The 19178-nt window shown below is 70.5% G+C and carries 19 protein-coding genes and 1 tRNA gene; 15 read left to right on the forward strand and 5 right to left on the reverse strand.

The annotated features are described in order from the left end of the window. Positions 1-576, forward strand: a 576-nt coding sequence (locus QNJ12_RS18900; RefSeq protein ID WP_300625017.1) for a hypothetical protein, incomplete at its 5' end; no start/stop codon positions are given. A 3-nt stretch (positions 577-579) separates the two neighbouring features. Here the strand turns inward: QNJ12_RS18900 and QNJ12_RS18905 are convergent. Then, on the reverse strand, positions 580-984 hold the full coding sequence (locus tag QNJ12_RS18905; RefSeq protein WP_300625018.1) for a VOC family protein: 405 nt from the start codon (positions 982-984) through the stop codon (positions 580-582). A gap of 106 nt (positions 985-1090) precedes the next feature. On the opposite strand from QNJ12_RS18905, the gene otsB reads away from it, so the two are divergent. The 3 genes from otsB (at position 1091) to QNJ12_RS18920 (ending at position 6356) form a co-directional block, all read left to right on the forward strand. Then, positions 1091-1924, forward strand: a complete 834-nt coding sequence (gene otsB / locus QNJ12_RS18910; protein WP_300625020.1) for a trehalose-phosphatase — start codon at positions 1091-1093, stop codon at positions 1922-1924. Positions 1925-2107: 183 nt separating this feature from the next. Then, positions 2108-4624, forward strand: a complete 2517-nt coding sequence (locus QNJ12_RS18915) for a glycoside hydrolase family 65 protein (RefSeq protein ID WP_300625022.1) — start codon at positions 2108-2110, stop codon at positions 4622-4624. A 28-nt stretch (positions 4625-4652) separates the two neighbouring features. Beyond that, a complete protein-coding gene (locus tag QNJ12_RS18920; protein ID WP_300625023.1) occupies positions 4653-6356 on the forward strand; it encodes a SulP family inorganic anion transporter in 1704 nt (567 codons plus the stop codon). Here QNJ12_RS18920 and QNJ12_RS18925 read toward each other — a convergent pair. Both QNJ12_RS18925 and QNJ12_RS18930 read right to left on the reverse strand, forming a co-directional pair. Continuing rightward, positions 6347-7405, reverse strand: a complete 1059-nt coding sequence (locus QNJ12_RS18925) for a fatty acid desaturase (protein ID WP_300625024.1) — start codon at positions 7403-7405, stop codon at positions 6347-6349. The two genes, QNJ12_RS18920 and QNJ12_RS18925, sit on opposite strands and share 10 nt — an antisense overlap. 153 nt (positions 7406-7558) lie before the next feature. Next, positions 7559-8128: a hypothetical protein gene (locus tag QNJ12_RS18930; RefSeq protein ID WP_300625026.1), complete on the reverse strand. Its 570-nt coding sequence runs from the start codon at positions 8126-8128 to the stop codon at positions 7559-7561. A 131-nt stretch (positions 8129-8259) separates the two neighbouring features. Between QNJ12_RS18930 and rimO the strand changes: the two genes are divergently transcribed. From rimO to QNJ12_RS18965, 7 genes are all read left to right on the forward strand, one after another. After that, positions 8260-9576: a 30S ribosomal protein S12 methylthiotransferase RimO gene (gene rimO / locus QNJ12_RS18935; protein ID WP_300625028.1), complete on the forward strand. Its 1317-nt coding sequence runs from the start codon at positions 8260-8262 to the stop codon at positions 9574-9576. Beyond that, complete coding sequence (gene pgsA, locus QNJ12_RS18940; RefSeq protein ID WP_300625030.1) at positions 9576-10145, forward strand: CDP-diacylglycerol--glycerol-3-phosphate 3-phosphatidyltransferase; 570 nt, start codon at positions 9576-9578, stop codon at positions 10143-10145. Before rimO ends, pgsA begins: the two co-directional genes overlap by 1 nt. 13 nt (positions 10146-10158) lie before the next feature. Beyond that, positions 10159-11406, forward strand: coding sequence for a competence/damage-inducible protein A (locus QNJ12_RS18945; protein WP_300625031.1), 1248 nt, complete (start codon positions 10159-10161; stop codon positions 11404-11406). Next, complete coding sequence (locus tag QNJ12_RS18950) at positions 11403-11576, forward strand: hypothetical protein (RefSeq protein ID WP_300625032.1); 174 nt, start codon at positions 11403-11405, stop codon at positions 11574-11576. Before QNJ12_RS18945 ends, QNJ12_RS18950 begins: the two co-directional genes overlap by 4 nt. Then, positions 11573-13741, forward strand: a complete 2169-nt coding sequence (locus QNJ12_RS18955; protein WP_300625034.1) for a hypothetical protein — start codon at positions 11573-11575, stop codon at positions 13739-13741. Before QNJ12_RS18950 ends, QNJ12_RS18955 begins: the two co-directional genes overlap by 4 nt. 40 nt (positions 13742-13781) lie before the next feature. After that, positions 13782-13855: transfer RNA gene (locus QNJ12_RS18960), tRNA-Arg, on the forward strand. Between the two features lie 57 nt (positions 13856-13912). Next, positions 13913-14440, forward strand: coding sequence for a CarD family transcriptional regulator (locus QNJ12_RS18965; RefSeq protein ID WP_300625035.1), 528 nt, complete (start codon positions 13913-13915; stop codon positions 14438-14440). Positions 14441-14457: 17 nt separating this feature from the next. Here the strand turns inward: QNJ12_RS18965 and QNJ12_RS18970 are convergent, their stop codons facing one another. Then, positions 14458-15048 carry a hypothetical protein gene (locus tag QNJ12_RS18970; RefSeq protein WP_300625036.1) on the reverse strand — a complete coding sequence of 197 codons (591 nt, stop codon included), beginning with the start codon at positions 15046-15048 and terminating at the stop codon, positions 14458-14460. Positions 15049-15109: 61 nt separating this feature from the next. Between QNJ12_RS18970 and QNJ12_RS18975 the strand changes: the two genes are divergently transcribed. Further along, positions 15110-15982 carry an NAD(P)-dependent oxidoreductase gene (locus tag QNJ12_RS18975; RefSeq protein ID WP_300625037.1) on the forward strand — a complete coding sequence of 291 codons (873 nt, stop codon included), beginning with the start codon at positions 15110-15112 and terminating at the stop codon, positions 15980-15982. Further along, positions 15940-16875 (forward strand): hypothetical protein, encoded by a 936-nt coding sequence (locus QNJ12_RS18980; RefSeq protein WP_300625038.1) that lies wholly within the window; start codon positions 15940-15942, stop codon positions 16873-16875. The genes QNJ12_RS18975 and QNJ12_RS18980 overlap by 43 nt, the downstream gene beginning before the upstream one ends. On the opposite strand, the gene QNJ12_RS18985 is transcribed toward QNJ12_RS18980, so the two are convergent. Continuing rightward, entirely contained in the window at positions 16876-17652 is a 777-nt protein-coding gene (locus QNJ12_RS18985) for an SDR family oxidoreductase (protein WP_300625040.1), read from the reverse strand. A gap of 182 nt (positions 17653-17834) precedes the next feature. Between QNJ12_RS18985 and QNJ12_RS18990 the strand changes: the two genes are divergently transcribed. Both QNJ12_RS18990 and QNJ12_RS18995 read left to right on the forward strand, forming a co-directional pair. Continuing rightward, positions 17835-18293, forward strand: coding sequence for a GNAT family N-acetyltransferase (locus QNJ12_RS18990; RefSeq protein WP_300625041.1), 459 nt, complete (start codon positions 17835-17837; stop codon positions 18291-18293). Between the two features lie 5 nt (positions 18294-18298). Beyond that, positions 18299-19048, forward strand: a complete 750-nt coding sequence (locus tag QNJ12_RS18995) for an acyl-ACP thioesterase domain-containing protein (RefSeq protein WP_300625042.1) — start codon at positions 18299-18301, stop codon at positions 19046-19048. Positions 19049-19178: the final 130 nt, after the last annotated feature.

Consider the following 19178-nt stretch of genomic DNA (forward strand, 5'->3'; position numbering starts at 1 on the left):
TCCCGGCTTCGACCGATCACCGAGTCCGCCCTCGACGACCAGCAGCGGCAGCTCTGGGACGGCATCACCGGCAGCCGCGGCGGCGGGGGGCTCGACCTGTTCACGCCCGACGGGGGGCTCGCCGGACCGTTCAACGCCTGGCTGCACGCACCCGAGATCGGGCGCCGGCTCTCGTCGCTCGGCGGCCACCTCCGGTTCGGCACGGCGTTCGACCGCCGACTCACCGAGGTCGTGATCTGCACGGTCGGTGCGTTCTGGCAGGCGGAGTTCGAGTTCTTCGCCCATGCGCCGATGGCGCTGGACCACGGGGTCGAACCGGCGGTGATCGAGGCGCTCCGGGAGGGGCGGACACCGGAGTTCTCTCGCAACGACGAACGGATCGTCCACGCCGTGACCACCCAGCTGCTCGAGCGGCATCGGGTCGACGACGCCACCTACGCCGAGGCGGCCGAACTGCTGGGCGAGACCCAGCTGGTCGAGCTGGTGTCCGTCGCCGGCTACTACTGCCTGATCTCGATGATGCTCAACCTGTTCGACGTACCGCTCCCCGAAGGCGCGACGACGATCTGGAGCTGAGGGTCAGGCCCCTGTCGGCGGACCGAGCAGGTCCCAGCGGTTGCCGGCGAGGTCGCGGAACACGGCGACCGTGGCGTACGGCTCAGCTCGCGGCGTCTCGAGGAACTCCACGCCGGCGCGCTGCATCCGTGCGAACCGGTCCTCGAAGTCGTCGACCTCGAGGAAGAAGCCGACTCGACCGCCGGCCTGATCGCCGACACGGGCGCGCTGGTCGGCGCCGTCGGCGCGCGCGAGCAGCAGGCCGGTCCCGCCCCGTGCCGGCCGTACGACCACCCAGCGCTTCGGTCGGCCGTCGTCGGTGGTGCCCGGCGAGTCCTCGACGAGCTCGAAACCGAGGGCGTCGACGAAGAACTCGATCGCAGCGTCGTAGTCCTCGACGAGCAGCGTCACCAACCCGATCCGTGTCATGGCGGGAGTCTGCCCGACCGGCGGAACCATCACATCGCCGGCGGCGACCAATCACCTGACGCCCGTGTGCCAAGCTCACGGGTCTTCGATCGGGAGGAATGGCGACATGGACGACACGAGCGGGGCGATGGCGCCGATCCAGGACCTGCCCTCGGCCCTCGATCACTACGAAGCCATCGAGCAGCGCCTGGGGGACAAGCGGCTCGCCGTCTTCCTCGACTACGACGGCACGCTGACGCCCATCGTGGCACGGCCCGAGCTCGCGGTGCTCTCCGACCACATGCGCGAGGTCGTGACCGATCTCGCGGGTCTGTGCACCGTCGGCATCATCAGCGGGCGCGACCGCCACGACGTCGAGCAGCTCGTCGGCATCGACAGCCTGGTGTACGCCGGCAGCCACGGGTTCGACATCGGCGGGCCCGACGGCCTGGCCGTCCAGCACGACCACGGCACCAGCTTCCTCCCCGTGATGCAGACGCTCGCCGACCACGTCGAGGCACGCCTCGGCGACGTCGAGGGTTCGCTGGTCGAGCGCAAGAAGTACTCGATCGCCGTCCACTATCGCCTCGTGGCCGACGACGAGGTGGCCGTCGTCGAGGCCGCCGTCGACGAGACCCTCGCCGAGCCCGAGTTCGCCAACATCCGCAAGACACTCGGCAAGAAGGTGTTCGACCTCCAACCCGCGATCGAGTGGCACAAGGGCAAGGCCGTCGAGTGGGTCATGCACGCGCTCGACCTCGACCACGACGACGTGCTCCCGATGTTCTTCGGGGACGACCTCACCGACGAGGACGCGTTCGCAGCGTTGGCTGCGAACGGGCTCGGCGTCGTCGTCGTGTCCGACTCCGCACGTCCGAGCGGCGCCGACTACGGCGTGCCCGAGGTGCCCGACGTCGGGTTGCTGCTCGAACGGCTGGCTGCCACCTTGCGCAGTCGTTGATCGCGGCCGGCGCCGTGCTCTCGGTGACCCGGAGCGGGCCGGGCCCGCAGCTCGAACAGCCGGCTCCGAGGCCGTGCGGTCGTTGATCACGGCCAGCACCGACTTTCGGCCCTTCGGGCGGTACCCGCCTGGATCGTAGGCTCGTGACGGAAGCAAGGGACGTTTTCGCGTCGGGAGGCGGCGATGCCGGCTTGGTCACTGGTCTACGAGGAGTTCGACCCCGGGCAGGAAGCCCTGCGTGAGGCGCTGACCACGCTCGGGAACGGGTACATCGGCACCCGCGGCGCCGCCGAGGAGGCCGACGCCGACGACTTCCACTATCCGGGCACGTACCTCGCCGGCGGCTACAACCGGCTCCCGACCGAGGTCGCCGGCCGCGACATCGAGAACGAGGACCTCGTCAACTTCCCCAACTGGCTGAGCGTCAAGTTCCGTCCCGACACCGGCGACTGGTTCAACCTGATGGCCGTCGAGGTGCTGTCGTACCGCAAGGAGCTCCATCTCGACGAAGGCATGCTCGAGCGGACGGTGCGCTTCCGCGACCCGCAGGACCGCGAGACCACGTTGCGCACGAGGCGCTTCGTCCACATGGGCCAGCCGCACTTCGCCGCGGTGCAGGTCGACATCACCGCCGAGAACTGGTCGGGCAAGGTGCACATCCGCTCCGCACTCGACGGGCGCGTGATCAACCATGGCGTGCCCCGGTACCGCCAGCTGAACAGCCAGCACCTCGAAACCCTCGGGACCCGCAGCCTCGACCACGAGGGCATGAGCCTCCACGTGCAGACCACGCAGTCGCAGATCCGGATGGCGCTCGCAGCCCGCACCCGTGTGTTCGAGGGGAACCGTTCCGTTCGCATCGATCGGCATCTGCTCGAAGAGCCCGGCTACATCGGCGAGCAGATGGCGTTCCACCTCGAGCAGGGTGCGCCGATCACGGTCGAGAAGACCGTCGCGATCTACACCTCGAAGGACTCGGGCATCACCGAGTGCCTGCAAGAGGCCGAGGAGGCCGTGCTCACCGTCGGCCGGTTCGAGGAGCTGCGCAAGAGCCACACCAACGCCTGGAAGCACCTCTGGCGCCGCTGCGACGTCTCGATCGAGGGCGACGAGTACGTGCAGATGCTGCTGCGGCTGCACATCTTCCACATCCTGCAGACCGTCTCGCCGAACACCCGGGATCTCGACTTCAGCGTGCCGGCCCGCGGCCTGCACGGCGAGGCGTATCGCGGCCACGTGTTCTGGGACGAGCTCTACGTGTTCCCGGTCCTCAACCTGCGGATGCCCGAGATCACGAGGGCGATGCTGCTCTACCGCTACCGCCGGCTCCCGGCCGCACGGGAAGCGGCTCGCCAGGAGGGTTTCGGCGGCGCGATGTTCCCGTGGCAGAGCGGCAGCAACGGCCGCGAAGAGAGCCAACTCCTCCACCTCAACCCGAAGTCCGGCCACTGGCTGCCCGACGACTCACGGCTGCAGCGGCACGTCAACCTGGCGATCGCGTACAACGTGTGGCGGTACTTCGAGACCACGGACGACATCGAGTTCCTCTCGCTCTACGGCGCCGAGATGCTGCTCGACATCACCCGGTTCTGGTCGAGCGTCGCCGACTACAACGACGAGCTCGACCGCTACGAGATCCACGGCGTCATGGGACCCGACGAGTACCACGAGCGCTATCCCGACGCGGAGGAAGCGGGGTTCAGCAACAACGCGTACACCAACGTGATGGTGGCGTGGCTGTGCCGACGGGCGCTGGAGGTGCTCGAGCTGCTCGACGACGTGCGGACCGCCGAACTGACCGAGCGACTCGACATCGGTGCTGCCGAGATCGGCCGCTGGCACGAGATGAGCACCAAGATGCACGTGCCGTTCCACGGTGACGGGATCATCAGCCAATTCGAGGGCTACGACGAGCTCGAGGAGTTCGACTGGGAGCGGTACCGCGAGGAGTACGGCAACATCCAGCGCCTCGATCGGATCCTCGAAGCCGAGGGCGACACGCCGAACCGCTACAAGCTGTCGAAGCAGGCCGACCTCGTGATGCTCTTCTACATGCTCTCGCGCCAGGAGATCGGCGACGTGTTCGAACGGCTCGGACACCCGATCGACGACGACCAGATCAGGCGCAACATCGAGTACTACATGCACCGAACGTCGCACGGATCGACGCTGAGCCAGGTCGTGCACGCGTCGGTGTTGGCGCGCATCGACCCCCAGCAGTCGTGGGAGCGGTTCATGGATGCGCTGCAGAGCGACCTGAACGACGTACAGGGCGGCACCACGGCCGAGGGCATCCACACCGGCGTCATGGCCGGAACGGTCGACATCCTCCAACGCGGGGCGTGCGGGCTCACGATCGACGACGGCGTGGTGTGGCTCGACCCGCACCTGCCCGAGCAGCTCGAGTCCCTGCACATGAACGTCCGCACCCACGGGCAGCGCCTCGACCTGCGCGTGACCGGCGATCGCGTGCGGGTCTCGTCACGCAAGGGGCGTTCGGAGCTCGCACGCTTCGGCCTCGGCGGCGAGGTGTACACGCTCGCTCCGGGCGAGAGCATGGAGCTCCCGCTCGATGGCACACCGCCGGCCGATCGGCCCGCCGACGCCGAGGACGTCGACGAGGACGACGCTCGGGACGTCGACGAGGACGACGCTCGAGACGTCGACGAGGACGTCGACGAGGCCCCCGCGAACCCGTGACGAGCTCGACCGGCGCACCTGGCCCGACATGAGCGCGCGCTCGCTGCCGCAACTGGTGCGGCGTGGCGAGTACGAGCGAGCCTGGCTGCGGCCCGACGTGCTCGCGGGGCTCACCGTCGCCGCGATGGTCGTGCCGCAGGCGATGGCGTATGCGGAGCTCGGTGGTCTGCCGCCGTCCGCCGGCTTCCGGGCGGTGTTGGTGGCGCTGCCGATCTACGTGCTGATCGGCACGAGCCGCCACCTGGGCATCGGGCCCGAGCCGGGCACTGCGATCCTCGCCGCAGCGGCAGCCGCAGGGCTGGCGGGTGGCGACCCGGACCGGTACGCCGCGCTGATGGCGACGATCGGCGTGCTCGTGGGACTGTTCGCGCTGCTCGCCGGCGTGCTGCGTCTCGGCTTCGTCGCCGACCTGCTCTCGAAGCCGGTGCTGGTCGGCTACATCACGGGTGTCGGAACGACGCTGCTCACCAGCCAGCTGCGCTCGTTCACCGGCGTGTCGATCGACGCCGACAACCCCTTCCGCCGGGTGTGGGAGTTCGTGACGAGCCTGGATCAGATCGACGGCGCCACCGTCGGCATCGGGCTCGCGACGCTGGCGGTGATCATGCTGCTGCGCCGCTACCGCCCGACGTGGCCGGGTGCGTTGATCGGTCTGGGTGGCTCGATGGTCACCGTCGCCCTGCTCGACCTCGACGTCGGCGTCGTCGGCGACATCGAGGCCGCGCTGCCGAGGTTCGGCGTGCCGGACGTCGGTTGGGGGGACGTCGGCTCACTCGTGCCGGCCGCCGCCGGCGTCGCGCTGATCGGCTACACGGACAACATCCTCACGGCCAGGTCGATCTCGGCGAAGCAGGACTACGAGGTGGATGCCGACCGCGAGCTGTTCGCGCTCGGCGCGATGAACACGGTCGGTGGGTTCGCCGGTGGCTTCCCGATGTCGTCGAGCGCGTCGCGCTCGTTCGTGCCGGCGACGATCGGCAGCAAGTCCCAGCTGTCGAGCGCAGTCACGTTCGTGGCGGTCCTGGTGTTCCTCCTCGTCGGTCGATCGCTGCTCGCCGAGATCCCGAGCGCCGGACTGGCCGCCGTGATCGTCGCCGCCGCGTTCGCGGTGATCGACGTCGCCGGGTTCCGCCGCCTCGCGAAGCTCAGCCGGGCGGAGACCGCCCTCGCCGCGATCACCTGCCTGGCGGTGATCGGCATCGACATCCTCGTCGGGGTGCTCGTGGCGGTCGGCCTGTCGGTGCTGATCACCCTGGGCCGCGTCGCGCGGCCGCACGACGCCGTGCTCGGCGCCGGCGGTGAGGACCTCGACGGCTGGATCGAGCTCGACGACGAGCGGGCGACACCACTTCCCGGTCTGCTCGTGTACCGCTTCGACGCGCCGCTGTTCTTCGCCAACGGCGAGTACTACCGCGAGCGGCTGCAGGCCGCGCTGGTGCGCAACCCGGGCGAGGAGACCGGCGTGATCCTCGACATGGAGGGGATCGGCTCGATCGACACCACCGCCGTCGATCACCTCGCCGAGCTGTTCGACGACCTCGAGGCCGACGGCATCACCATCAGTCTCGCCCGCCCGAACCACAAGGTGCACGACATGCTGATCAGGTCGGGCCTCCAGGACCGGCTTGGCGAGGAGCGCGTCTACCCCACCATCAATGCAGCGGTCGCCGCCTACCAGCGACGATCGGGGCCCGGTCGTCCCGGCGGCCCGACCGAGGCGGATCAGGGGTAACGGCTCCAGGTGCCGGTCTCGAAGTCGTGGAGCTTGCAGGCTCGCACCGACCGCAGGTAGTCGCGCACGCTGATCGGTCGCTCGTCGACCTCGCCCGGGAACGCCTCGGCGATCGCTCTGGTGGCCTCGGGCAGCCGGTAGCAGGGGATCCGCATGTCGACGTGATGGGGGAGGTGGACCATGATCCAGTGGAAGAAGAAGTCCCAGCCCGGCGGCCCCCACAGCACGGTGGTGCCCTCGACCTGGCCGCGGTAGCGGTTCCACTCGCGACGCGGCCACCAGCGAATCTCGGGTTGGATGTGGTGGACGTGCACGACCCAGCCGATGACCTGGCAGAACAGCAGGAACGGGATCAGCACCGCCTTGGCCCAGGTCCAGACGCCGTCGAACCCTTGCAGAGCGACCGCTGTGGCCAGCGTGCCAAACGCGAACAGTGCGACGAGACCCTGGTCGCGCCGCATCGGGCGCGCCCACCTGGCCGGCGGGGTGAAGCGGACCATCTTGTTGAACCACACCTCGCGGAGGTAGTAGGCGCCGGCGCCGAGCGGCCCCCATTCGAGTCGATGGCGCAGCCGTCGCACGGGTCCTAGCGCCTGGTACTCGTCGACGGTCAGCGGATGCCAGACGAAGTCCATCCCCTGGCGCAGCGTGTGGCCGTGGTGGACGCGGTTGTGGCCGAAGATCCACACCTCGGTGGCGTGCCATGACGGCAGCATCGTGATGCGACCGACGACGCTGTTCAGGCGCTTCGAGTCGAACAGCGCGTCGTGGGCGGCGTCGTGGCCCAGCACGAACAGGCCCGACACGCTCACGCCCGCCAGGATCCACAGCGGGACGAGGAGGAACGGGTTGTCGGTGACGACGAGGCCGAGCACCGCTGCCCCGTACAGGACGAGGTCGCGAGCGACGAGGCCGAGGCCGCGGACGGTCGAGCGCTCGTAGCAGTGGGCGGGGATCACGTCCAGCACGGGCTTGAGCCCGGTCGGACGCTCACTCTCGGGTGCCGGACTGTCGGTTGGCGGCAGCACGGCCACGGGGGACTGGGTCATGGGAGTCCTGACGATCGAGGGCGGAGGCTACCTACTGGTCGGTAGACAGCTGAACCTTATCGTCTTCCAGGGCCTTCGTCGTGCGCAACCTCGGATTTCGGCGTTCGTGCGCCGGCAGCTGGTTCCCGGTCGCGGTCTTCCCGCACGCCCGGCTCAGGGGCGGTCGCCGAAGTCGGGCCGTTCGGTCCGCGTCCGCTTGAGCTCCCAGAAGCCCTCGACCTCCATCATCGCCGTGAGGGCATCCCACATCTTGAGCGAGAGCTCGGTCGGCGGCACCCGGGTGATGACGGGCCCGAAGTAGCCCTGCTTGACGCCCTGGGTGTTCTTCAGGGCGATGATCGGCGTACCGATGTCGTCGCCGGCGAGGTCGAGGCCGACGTCCATCCGCGCCCTGATCTCCTTGTCCCAGTCGTCGTCGTCGGCTGCGGTGGCGAACGCTCGGTCGTGGCCGGCAGACTCGAGCGCGTCGGCGACATCGAAGTCGCGGTCCTGGTCGTGATGGATCCGGCGCCCGTACTCCCAGTAGAGCGGTTCGACGGCGTCGTCCCCGAGGGATCCGCGCACCGCCTCGATCACCCGCAGCATCCGGTGGGTCTTCAGCACCGGGTCGTGGTACTCGGATCCCTCCTCGGGTTCGTTCTTGAAGTACAGGCTGATCGGTTGCCACGTGACACGGAGATCACGGTGCGGACGAACCTCGTCGACGACCCAACGGGCCGTCACCCAGCACCAGGGTCAAATGGGGTCGATCCAGAACTCGATGTCGGTTGCCACGACCGGCAGTCTGACACGTTGCGCGCGCAAGCGCTGCTCCCAGCAGCGAATGAGCGCCACCGGTAGCCTCGCAAACCGTCATGTCGCAGCGCTTCTACGTCGAGACCTTGGGCTGCCCGAAGAACCAGGTCGACTCCGACAAGCTCGTCGGCACGCTGCTCGCGGACGGCATGCGACCGACCGACGAGGCGCACGACGCCGACCTGGTCGTCGTCAACACCTGCGCGTTCATCGACGAGGCCCGACGGGAGTCGATCGACACCATCCTGGCCCTCGACGAGCAGCGCCGGCAGGGGGCCCGTTTGGTCGTCACCGGCTGCATGGCCGAGCGCTACGGCGACGAGCTGGCCGAGGCCCTGCCCGAGGTCGACCGGGTGGCGGGGTTCGGGGTCCCGCTCACCGCGGGCCCGAGCTCCGCCGGCAAGACCCTGATCCCCGTGTCGTCGGCGCCGCTCCCCGAGCTGGATCTGCTCAACCTGCCGCGCCCCAGATCCGCGTCGCCCTGGGCCTACGTCAAGATCGCCGAGGGGTGCGATCGGTCGTGCGGGTTCTGCGCGATCCCGAGCTTCCGTGGTCCGCAGCGGAGCCGTGACATCGCTCAGATCCTCGGCGAGGTCGACCAGCTCGGGGCCCGGGAGATCGTCCTGATCGCCCAGGACCTGGCCTCGTACGGCAAGGACCGGCCCGAGGAGCTCGGTGCCGGTTCGATCGTGCGGCTGGTCGCCGCCGTCGCCGAGCGGGTCGACTGGGTCCGTCTCCTCTACCTGTACCCGAGCGACCTCACCGACGATCTGGTCGACGCCATCTGCGGCACCGGCGTGCCGTACTTCGACCTGTCGCTGCAGCACGTCAGCAAGCCGCTGCTCCGGCGGATGCGCCGGTGGGGCGACGGCGGCCGCTTCCTCGGTCGCATCGCAGACATCCGGCGGCGCGAGCCGGCCGCCGCGTTCCGTTCGAACTTCATCGTCGGGTACCCCGGCGAGACCGAGGCCGACCACGACCGGCTGCTCCGGTTCGTCGAGGAGGCGCAGCTCGACTGGTGCGGGTTCTTCGCCTACTCGGAGGAGGATGGCACGCAGGCCGCCACCCTCGATGGCTCCGTCGACGAGACACTGATGCACGAACGCCTCGCCGAGCTCCGCGAGCTGCAAGACGGCATCACGGCGTCGCGCCGCGACGAGCTGATCGGCGCGACGGTCGACGTGCTCGTCGATGCGCCCGGCGTCGCCCGCAGCGTGCGCGAGGCCCCGGAGATCGACGGGGTCGTCCACATCGGGCATGATCTCGTCGTGGGGGAGTTCGCCGCCGTCGAGATCGCCGACGCGCTCGGCCCGGATCTCGTCGCCGTCGGCGGTGACGCCCGGGCCGAGGCCGACGGGTCGGGGGACGATCGCTGATGCCCGTCGACCCGAACGCGCTCGCCACGTGGGCGAACGCGATCACCGTCGGCCGGCTCGTGTTCTCGCCGGTGATGTTCCTCGTCATCCCCGATCACAACCGTGGCTCGTGGCTGGCGTTCGGCCTGTGGTTCCTGCTCAGCGTCAGCGACGGCATCGACGGCTACATCGCTCGCCGCCACGGCACCACTGCGTCGGGGGCGTTCCTCGACCCGCTCGCCGACAAGGTGCTGGTGCTGGGCGCCATGTTCACGCTGGTCACCCGCGAGGTGTTCTGGCTGCTCCCCGTGGCGCTGATCGCCGGTCGCGAGGTGATCATCAGCGTCTACCGCACGTTCGTGGCGTCGAAGGGCGTGAGCATCCCGGCGAGCCAGCTCGCGAAGTGGAAGACGGTGTTCCAGCAGCTGGCCGTCGGGTTCGCGCTCTGGCCATGGTTCGCCGTCGACTACAAGTGGTTCTGGGTGACGCTCCTGTGGACCGCGGTCGGTCTCTCGCTGGTGAGCGGCGCCCAGTACCTCTGGTACTCGAGGGTGACCGAGAAGGCGCTCGCCGAGTCGCACCTCGCATGATGGCGGGCCGCTGATGCGATGTGACGTGCTGGCGGTGGGCACCGAGCTGCTGCTCGGCCAGATCGTCGACACCAACTCGGCGTGGTTGGGCGAACAGCTCGCCGCGCGCGGCATCGACTCGCTGCTGCAGGTCAAGGTCGGCGACAACGTCGGCCGGATCGTCGACCAGCTCGACACCATGCTCGACAAGGCCGACGCGGTGATCGTCTGTGGCGGTCTCGGGCCGACGCACGACGACCTGACGCGCGAGGCGATCGCATCGGTGATGGACGCCGAGCTGACACTCGACGAGTCGGTCGCTGCGACGATCCGCGAGATGTTCGCCAGCCGCGGCCGGCGCATGCCCGACAACAACCTCCGCCAGGCGATGGTGCCGGCCGGTGCGACGGTCATCGCGCAGACGCGCGGGACGGCGCCCGGTCTCATCTGCCCGGTGACCCGGCGCGGGTCCCCGAAGGTGGTCGTCGCCCTGCCCGGCGTGCCGCACGAGATGCGCGACATGTTCGAGCGAGCGGTGCTGCCCGAGCTCAAGCGCCGCACCGGCGACACCTCGGTGATCGCCAGCAGGGTGCTGCGCACGTGGGGTGAGAGCGAGAGCGGTCTCAACGAGCGGCTCGAGGGCGTGGTCGCCGAGCTCGACCAGCTCGGCACGCCCACGCTCGCCTTCCTGGCGAGCGGCTGGAACGGACTCAAGGTGAGGTTGACCGCCAAGGCCGAGTCGCTCGCGGAGTGCGAGTCCGTGCTCGACCACTGGGAGCAGCGCGTCCGTGAGGAGATCGACGAGATCGTGTTCGGTGTGGACGACGCCACGATGGAGTCGGTCGTGCTCGACCTCCTACTCGAGCGCGGCTGGTCGCTCGGGCTCGCGGAGTCGGTCACCGGTGGACTGGTCGGGGCGCGGATCACCGAGATCCCGGGTTCGAGCCGCGTCTTCCGCGGTTCGATCGTGTCGTACGCAACCGGTGTGAAGCAGGCGGTGTTGGGCGTCGGCGACGGTCCGGTCGTCAGCGAGCCCGCGGCGCTCGAGATGGCGCACGGCGCTCGGCGCGTGCTCGACAGCGACGTCGGCCTGGCGCTCACGGGTGTCGCCGGACCGGCCGAGCAGGACGGCATGCCGGCCGGCACGTTGTGCGTCGGCCTGGTGTGGCCCGGCGGCGAGCTCACGCACACCATTCGGCTGCCCGGGCTGCGCGAGCAGATGCGGCAGTTCTCGGTGATCTCGGCGCTCGACCTGCTCCGCCGGACGATCACCGAGCGGTGATCGTCGCGCTCGACGCGGTGCGCCGGGTGTGCCTGCCGGCGCTCGGCGCTCGAGGCGGCGCGCCGGACGCTCACGGCGCCGTGGTCGTCGCGCTCGACGTGGCGCGCCGGGTGCTCCTGCGCGGTGACCGGTTCCGGCGTGCACCTCGCCGCTACCGTGACGCGTCGTGACCGACGACTTCGGGCCGAGCGAAGGCTCGCCCGGCGAACCCAGCCGGCCGCCCACCGGGCCGCCGCCCCGTGGTGCTGCGACGCCCGCGGGCGGGGTGCCGCCGGCGCGGCCCGACTTCCTGCAGCCCAAGTACCTGATCGCGCTGGGTGCGGTGGCCGCCGCCGTGCTGGTGATCGGCGTCGTCGTCGCCGTGTCGAGCGGGGACGATTCGATCGAGTCGAGCGACGCCACCCTGACGACACCTGCCCGGACCGTGCCGGTGTCGACCGTCGCCCCCTCGACCTCGACCACCACCTCGACCACGACCTCGACGACGACGTCGTCGACGACCAGCACCACGAGCACGACCACCACGACGCTCCCGCCGGCACCGGCGGTGGCCAACGCCGGCGACGACCTCGCGGCGGACGGTGGCGGCGATGTGACGCTGACGGCGCTCGATCTGAGCGACGAGGACCAGTCGGTGGTCTGGCGTCAGACAGCCGGCACCGACGTCACGGGCGGGGAGGGCCGGTTCGTCGGGGCCGAAGTCGTGTTCACCGCGCCCGATCGGCCCGAAGTCCTGCGGTTCGAGATGATCGTGACGGGTCGCGGTGGCGACGTCGCCACCGATGACCTGCGCATCGACGTCCTCGAGGATGCCGATGCCGCTGTCTACGTCGACGGCGTGCAGGGGTCCGACGCGGGCGACGGGAGCCGCGGTCAGCCGTTCGGGACGCTCGGGCGGGCGCTGCGCGCCACGGCCGGCTCGTCGACCGACATCTACCTGCGGTCGATCGATGGCGAGGCCTACACGCACGGCAACGTCGTCGTCGACGCAGGAACGAGCCTGTACGGCGGGTACGACGCCGATTGGGTCCGCGACGTCGACGCCCCGGCGGTCGTCACCGGGGAGGCGTTCGGTCTGGCGGTCGTCGGGACGTCGTCGACGATCATCTCGGGTCTCACGGTGCTGGGTCCGGGCGGCGAGACCGACAGCTACGGGATCGTCGTCGAGGAGGCCGACCGCGTCGTCGTCGAGTTCTCGACGGCCGTGGGTGGCGCCGCGACCGCGGGCCACAGCGTCGGGTTGGCCGCCGAAGAGCTCGGTGAGCTCGTCGTCGTCGACTCGGTGCTCCGCGGTGGACAGGGCACCGGCGGCCGTGACGGCACAGGCGCACCCGACGAGCTGGGAACGGCCCCCGACGGCACCGATGCGTCGAACCAGCGCGCGGGTGCGGCGGGCGGCAACGGGTACACCGGTGGTCCGGGCGGCGAGGGCCTCGACGCGGGCGACGACGGCGACGGACCCGGCGGCGGCGCAGGTGGGGTCGACGGCGCGAACGGCGCCCCCGGCGCCGGCGGCACCGGTGGTGCCGGAGGTGCGGGTGGATCGGGCGGCGTGGGCGTCACCGACGCGGCCCGGCCGGTGCCGAGGGGTGCCCCCGGCGCACCCGGCGGCGACGGGGGGACCGGTGTGGGCGGGTCGGGTGGCGGCGGGGGTGGTGGTCTGGTCCTGCACGGCGGCGGCGGCGGCGGTGGTGGCGGCGGTGGTGGAACCGGCGGACCCGGCGGCGGCGGCGGTGAGGGCGGCTTCGGGTCGATCGGCATGTGGGCGGTCGACACCGGCGTGATCAGCATCGAGAACTCGACGATCGCGGGCGGCACGGGCGGCAACGGGGGGCGGGGTGGTCTCGGTGGGTCCGGTGGCGCAGGTGGCGCGGGCGGCGACGGCGCAGAGGGTGCGTCGTCGTTCCTCGACACGGCGGGCACCGGTGGCGGTGGTGGTGGCGGCGGCGCGGGCGGTCGCGGCGCCCAGGGGGGCGGCGGCGCAGGCGGTCCGTCGATCGGCCTGCTCACGAGCCGTGTCGGGTCGGTCGGCCTGTCCGGTGGGCTCGTTCGCGCCGGCACGGGCGGCGACGGCGGAGCCGGTGGCGAGTCAGGAGCGCCCGGGGTGGAGGGCGGCCCCGGCTCGGGAGCGTCGGGTGGCGCCGCCGGCACGGGTCTCCGATTCGACGACACGGCACCGCCTGGCCTGCAGGCCTCGGGGGGCGACGCCATCGGGTGGTGGGACGACGGAACCGCCGACCGCTCGGTCGACGGGGTGAACATCGAGGCCGGAGCGGGCGGCCGACCCGGCGGTGCGGGCGGCGCGGCCGGCAGCGCCGAGGCGACCCGGTTCTGACCGGCAGCGCACTCGTTCGCCCGCGGGTATCTTCGATCCTGCCCCCGTAGCTCAGCTGGACAGAGCAAGTCCCTTCTAATGACAAGGTCGCAGGTTCGAATCCTGTCGGGGGCGCTGTAGCCTGACCCTCCGACTCTGGGCCACACGGCACTGTCGACGGAGAGGTACTGCGTGAACTTCAAGAAGGGCGAAACCCTCATCTATCCCCAGCACGGCGCCTGCGTCGTGAAGGGCACGAAGAAGATGGAGGCCTTCGGCGAGAAGAAGGAGTATCTGATCCTCGAGACGGTCATCAGCGAGATGACGCTGAAGGTGCCCGTCGACATGGCCGAAGAAGTCGGCGTCCGCCCACCGGTGAGCGCTGACGAGCTCGAAGACCTCGTCGCAGTGCTCGCCAAGCCCGACCCGCGCGTACCGTCCAACTGGAGCCGCCGCTTCAAGAACCACCAGGAGAAGCTGAAGAGCGGCGACGTCTACCAGGTCGCCGAGGTGGTGCGAAACCTCGCCGCCCGCAACCGCGACGCGTCCCTGTCCGCGGCCGAGCGCACGATGTACGAGCGCGCCCGGGTCAACCTGATCAGCGAGATCTCACCGGCGCTGAAGGTGTCGTCCGAAGACGCCGAGGCGTACCTCGACGACGCGCTCGCCAAGGGCGTGCTGAAGCCCGAGAAAGCCGAGAAGAAGGCCGCCAAGAAGTAGCGGCCGCACGTGGCTGCTCAGCCGAAGTCGCCCTGCACCCACGCCATCTCGAACGTCACGGTCAGCAGCGGTGCCGCGCCGGCGATCGGAGTCGTGGCGTCGACATCGACGAGCACCGCCCCGTCCGGTAGCTCCACCGCCCGTTCGGCACCGGCGTCGACGAGCGACGGCCGCACCACGATGCGCGGTGGCCCTGCCGGCCCGGTAACGGTGCCGTCGGCGACCGAGTGCGAGATCGCGTACGCGGAGTGATCGGCCCGCTCGACGGTGACCTCCTGAGCGATGCGCCGATGCTTGGACCACCGCGATCGGTGTTCGCCGACGACCGCATCGACCGTGCCGATGATGCGGTGCGGTGTCAGCGCTGCGAGCCCGACGCCCGAACCGGGGAGCAGGCGGCTGCGCCGATGGTGCGACAGCGCCCACACGTGGTTCGCCCCGATCGCGGCGGCGAGCGCGTCGACGTTGCGCTTCCCGATCGACTGCAGCATGACGACGTCGAGCTCGCCGTCGATCAGCGGGGCGGCGATCGCCTCGACGTCGTCGCGGCTGCCCGCCACCAGCCACGTCGCGATCGTCCAACGTCGCGGTACCGACTCGATCGGCATGGGGACCAGTCTGACCCATCCGGGCGACATCCGGTGGTGCGGGACCTGCCAGACTCCTCGCATGGCTCGTGTCGCATTCCTCGGCCTCGGCGTGATGGGCGGGCCGATGGCCGGCCACCTCGCTGCGAATGGCCATTCGGTGACCGTGTACAACCGCACCGCATCCCGAGCGCTGGCGTGGGTCGCACAGCACGGTCACCAGGCGTCGCCGACCCCGTCGGAGGCGGTCGAGGACGCCGAGTTCGTGATGATGTGCGTCGGCAACGACGACGACGTCCGCCAGGTCGCGCTCGACGAGTTCGGTGCGATCGGCGCGATGCGGGCGGGTGCGACGTTGATCGACCACACCACGGCGTCGGCCGACGTCGCTCGCGAGCTCTCCGCCGCGTGCGTTGCTCGCGATCTCGGGTTCGTCGACGCGCCGATCTCGGGTGGGCAGGCCGGAGCCGAGAACGGGCAGTTGACGGTGATGTGCGGCTCCGACGACGAGGCCGTGTTCGACGCGGCCCGCGAGATCGTGATGACCTACGCACGCGAATGCCGACGGCTCGGGCCGGCGGGTGCCGGCCAGACGACGAAGATGGTCAACCAGATCTGCATCGCCGGCCTCCTGCAGGGCCTGGCCGAGGGGGTGGCGTTCGCGCAGCGGGCCGGCCTCGACATCGACGAGGTGGTCGAGACGATCGGCAAGGGAGCTGCCGCCAGCTGGCAGATGGAGAACAGGGCCCGGACGATGGCGGCCGGCGAGTTCGACTTCGGGTTCGCGGTGCAGTGGATGCGCAAGGACCTCGGCATCTGCCTGGCCGAGGCCGATCGGCTCGGGGCTCGCCTCCCGGTGACCGCGCTGGTCGACCAGTTCTACCAACACGTGGTGGCGCGGGGAGGGGAGCGTTGGGACACGAGCTCGCTCGTCCAACTCCTGCAACAGCCCTGATCCTCGCCGTCGTCGCGCTCGCGGCGTGCGGCGGCGACGACGAGGAGACCCCACCGCCCGTCCTCGACAACGTGCGCGAGCTGGTCGCCGAGCAGCGCGAGGACGTCGTCGATGCCGTCGACGCCCCGGCGTCGAGCGAGACCGTCGGACCAGCCGAGCTGCCGCTCCCGGACCGCTCGGAGTACGAGGGCGCGAACCGTGTCGTCAACCTGTGGGTCGGCGTCGACGGCGAGACCCACCCGATCGACGTGTGGGGGAGGCGGACGTTCACCACCGGCCCGATCCTGCTCGCCGAGAACGTCGAGTACGGGGCGGCGAGCGACTACTTCGGGGCGCCGCCCGGGTACTCGCTCTCGATCGTCGCCGCCGGCGCGGGGCCCGATGGCGACGAGCTGGCCGCACTGTTCAACGCGGTCGAGGGCGAGCAGATCACGACGTTGTTCACGAACGGCGACGACCAGGGCGCGGCGGCGGCCCCCAGCGTGTGGGAGGTCGACCCCACGGGCGCCCTCGGCGCGCCTGCCGCCCCGGACCCGGGCACGGGCGTGGTGTACCTGTTCGCTCCGAACACCCGGGCGTTCGGAGACGCGCTCACCGTGAGTGTCGGCAGTGACGCGTTCTACGTGGGCGACGGCAGCGGCGCCTGTCACGTCCAGCGGGTGGAACACGCCGGCTTCCAGCGGCACGTGCTCGGTGGCACGCAGGACGTCCAGGTCCAGCTCGAGCCCGGTCCGGCCGTGTTCACGCTGCACCCGTGGCCGTCCGCCGACGAGTGTGGTGCACCGTCGGTGCTCGACGTCACGGTCGACGTCGCCGCCGACCGGACGGTGACGCTGCTCGTGTACTCGCCCGACGGCGTGCGGCTCGAGGTGCTCAGCCTGCCGATGGGGTGATCAGACCTCGATCGGCGGGTTCCATTCGTAGAGCCTGGGCTCGGTGCCCGGCCAGATCACCCATTGTCCGCCCTGCGGTCGTTCTGCGATCGTCCTCGCGACCACCTGCGCGACGCGGTCGGCCGGCATGATCTCGAGGCCCAGTTCGGCGACGAACTCCCGTGCGCCGTCGCCGATGATGTTCGTGTCGGTGAAGCCGGGGCAGATCGCGCTGATGCAGACATCGGGTCCGTCGGGCAGCTGATCGAGAGCAGCGGCCATCGAGCGCACGAAGCCCACCACGGCGTGCTTCGTCAGCCCGTACACCGGGTCCATGGCGATCGGGCCGAGACCCGCCATCGACGCGGTGACGACGATGTCGCCGGCGCCCTGATCGGTCATGCCCGCCAGGACGGCGCGTGTGCCGTAGACGACGCCGTCGACGTTCACGCCCATGATCCTGCGATACGCCTCGTCGGTGAGGTCGGCGATCGGGACACCCGGCGCCGGCGGCAGCCCCGGGTTGGTGGCGATGCCGGCGTTGAGGAATGCCATGTCGAACGGTCCGAACGCAGCGACCACGCGGTCCCATGCCTCGGGGTCGCCGACGTCGAGCATCGCGAAGCGCCCGCCGATCTGCTCGGCGACGTGCGCGCCGCCGGGTTCGTCGATGTCGCTCACCACGACGTCGGCGCCCAGCTCGGCGAGGCGGAGTGCGGTCGCCTTGCCGATCCCACTTGCGCCGCCGGTGACGATCGCCTTCCGCTCGGCGAACGTCATGTCACTGAAGTCGCTCACGGCGAACACCTGCGCATCCGGTCATGTAAGCACGTGTGCCTTCGCGGGATGCGATCCGCCGCTGCGCCGGCCCGTCGCCGGGCGGCTCGTGCCGGGTGGCACCGTTGCGCTTGCGTGCCGAGTGCGTTCGCCCGGTTGGCGAACAGGAGGGGCGTGCGTGCATCCGGAGCTAGTGTCGCCGCGTGGTCATCCGACCGGCGGGCTCCGAGGACGAGCCGTTCCTCCGCGAGATGCAGTACGAGGCCCTCTTCGTGCCGCCCGGAGCGCCGCCGTTCGCGCCCGAGGCCGTCGACGATCCGGGCATTCGTCGCTACTACGCAGGTTTCGGCTCGTTGCCCGGCGACGTCGGCTTCGTCGCCGAGACCGAACGCGGGCCGATCGGTGCGGTCTGGGCGCGACTCGTCCAGGGCTACGGCTTCGTCGACGAACGCACCCCCGAGATCGGTCTCGCCGTGGTCGCGGCGGAGCGAGGACGCGGGGTGGGCAGCGCGCTCCTGTCCGCGCTGGTCGAGGTCGTGCCCCGCTGCAGCCTGTGCGTCGACATGCGGAACCCGGCGCGGCGGCTGTACCGGCGCTTCGACTTCGTCGAGGTCCGCCGCGACGGCGAGTTCGCGTCGGTGATGCTGCGGGAGCCACTGTGACGCTGATGCCGGCCACCGAGCTGCTGCCGCCGCGGCCCACGGGCAGGACGTTCGCCGACGACCGGGTCGTGCGCCTCGCCGACGCCGACGCCACCGGCCGGCTCCGGCTGGACGCCATCGCCCGGTACCTGCAGGACATCGCCAGCGACGACGCATCCGATGCGCTGCTCCCGAACGCGCTCGCCTGGGTGGTGCGGCGTACGATGATCGAGGTCCGCACGCCGGCCGTGCTCAACGAGCGAGTGCAGCTGGTCACCTTCTGCACGGGTTGGGGTCGCTCGTGGGCCGAGCGCCGCACCTCGATCACCGGCGACGGCGGCGCGTCGATCGAGGCGGTCAGCCTGTGGGTCCAGGTCGACACGACGACGGCGCGGCCGGCGCGCCTCGGCGACGAGTTCTTCACGACGTGGGGCGAGGCCGCCGGGGACCGCCGTGTCTCGTCCAAGCTCAGCTTGCCGAAGGACGCGCCCGTCGGCGCCGCCCTCCACCCGTGGGCATTCCGGATGACCGACGTCGATCAACTGGGCCACGTCAACAACGCGGCGCAGTGGTCGATCGTCGAGGAGTTCCTGATGGCGGGCGATCAGCCGCTGATCGGCCGGGGCCAGATCGAGTACCTCGCGCCGGTCGAGGCCGGCGCCGCGCTGTCGCTCGCCGTCACCGGTTCGGGTCTGTGGCTCCGCGACGACGCCGGCACCCAGACCGTCGCCGCGTGGAACAGCACCGAATCGTGGACGGCGGGGGCCGGCGGCTAGTTGTGCTCCGCGGGGAGGTTGTCCTCGGAGCATCGGGTGAGGGTGTCGATTGGTGACCTCCAGCCGAGTGATCCGTGGGATCGGTGGTGATTGTAGAAGTGCATGAACCCGTCGTAGGCGTGTCGGCGTT

The organism is Ilumatobacter sp. (genome assembly GCF_030065885.1).
Lineage (GTDB): Bacteria > Actinomycetota > Acidimicrobiia > Acidimicrobiales > Ilumatobacteraceae > Ilumatobacter.

Excerpts from the sequence above, each read along its gene's own strand:
- QNJ12_RS18905 (WP_300625018.1), bottom strand. The coding sequence starts at position 984 with ATGACACGGATCGGGTTGGTGACGCTGCTCGTCGAGGACTACGACGCT.
- otsB (WP_300625020.1), top strand. The coding sequence starts at position 1,091 with ATGGACGACACGAGCGGGGCGATGGCGCCGATCCAGGACCTGCCCTCG.
- QNJ12_RS18915 (WP_300625022.1), top strand. The coding sequence starts at position 2,108 with ATGCCGGCTTGGTCACTGGTCTACGAGGAGTTCGACCCCGGGCAGGAA.
- QNJ12_RS18920 (WP_300625023.1), top strand. The coding sequence starts at position 4,653 with ATGAGCGCGCGCTCGCTGCCGCAACTGGTGCGGCGTGGCGAGTACGAG.
- QNJ12_RS18925 (WP_300625024.1), bottom strand. The coding sequence starts at position 7,405 with ATGACCCAGTCCCCCGTGGCCGTGCTGCCGCCAACCGACAGTCCGGCA.
- rimO (WP_300625028.1), top strand. The coding sequence starts at position 8,260 with ATGTCGCAGCGCTTCTACGTCGAGACCTTGGGCTGCCCGAAGAACCAG.
- pgsA (WP_300625030.1), top strand. The coding sequence starts at position 9,576 with ATGCCCGTCGACCCGAACGCGCTCGCCACGTGGGCGAACGCGATCACC.
- QNJ12_RS18945 (WP_300625031.1), top strand. The coding sequence starts at position 10,159 with ATGCGATGTGACGTGCTGGCGGTGGGCACCGAGCTGCTGCTCGGCCAG.
- QNJ12_RS18970 (WP_300625036.1), bottom strand. The coding sequence starts at position 15,048 with ATGCCGATCGAGTCGGTACCGCGACGTTGGACGATCGCGACGTGGCTG.
- QNJ12_RS18975 (WP_300625037.1), top strand. The coding sequence starts at position 15,110 with ATGGCTCGTGTCGCATTCCTCGGCCTCGGCGTGATGGGCGGGCCGATG.
- QNJ12_RS18995 (WP_300625042.1), top strand. The coding sequence starts at position 18,299 with ATGCCGGCCACCGAGCTGCTGCCGCCGCGGCCCACGGGCAGGACGTTC.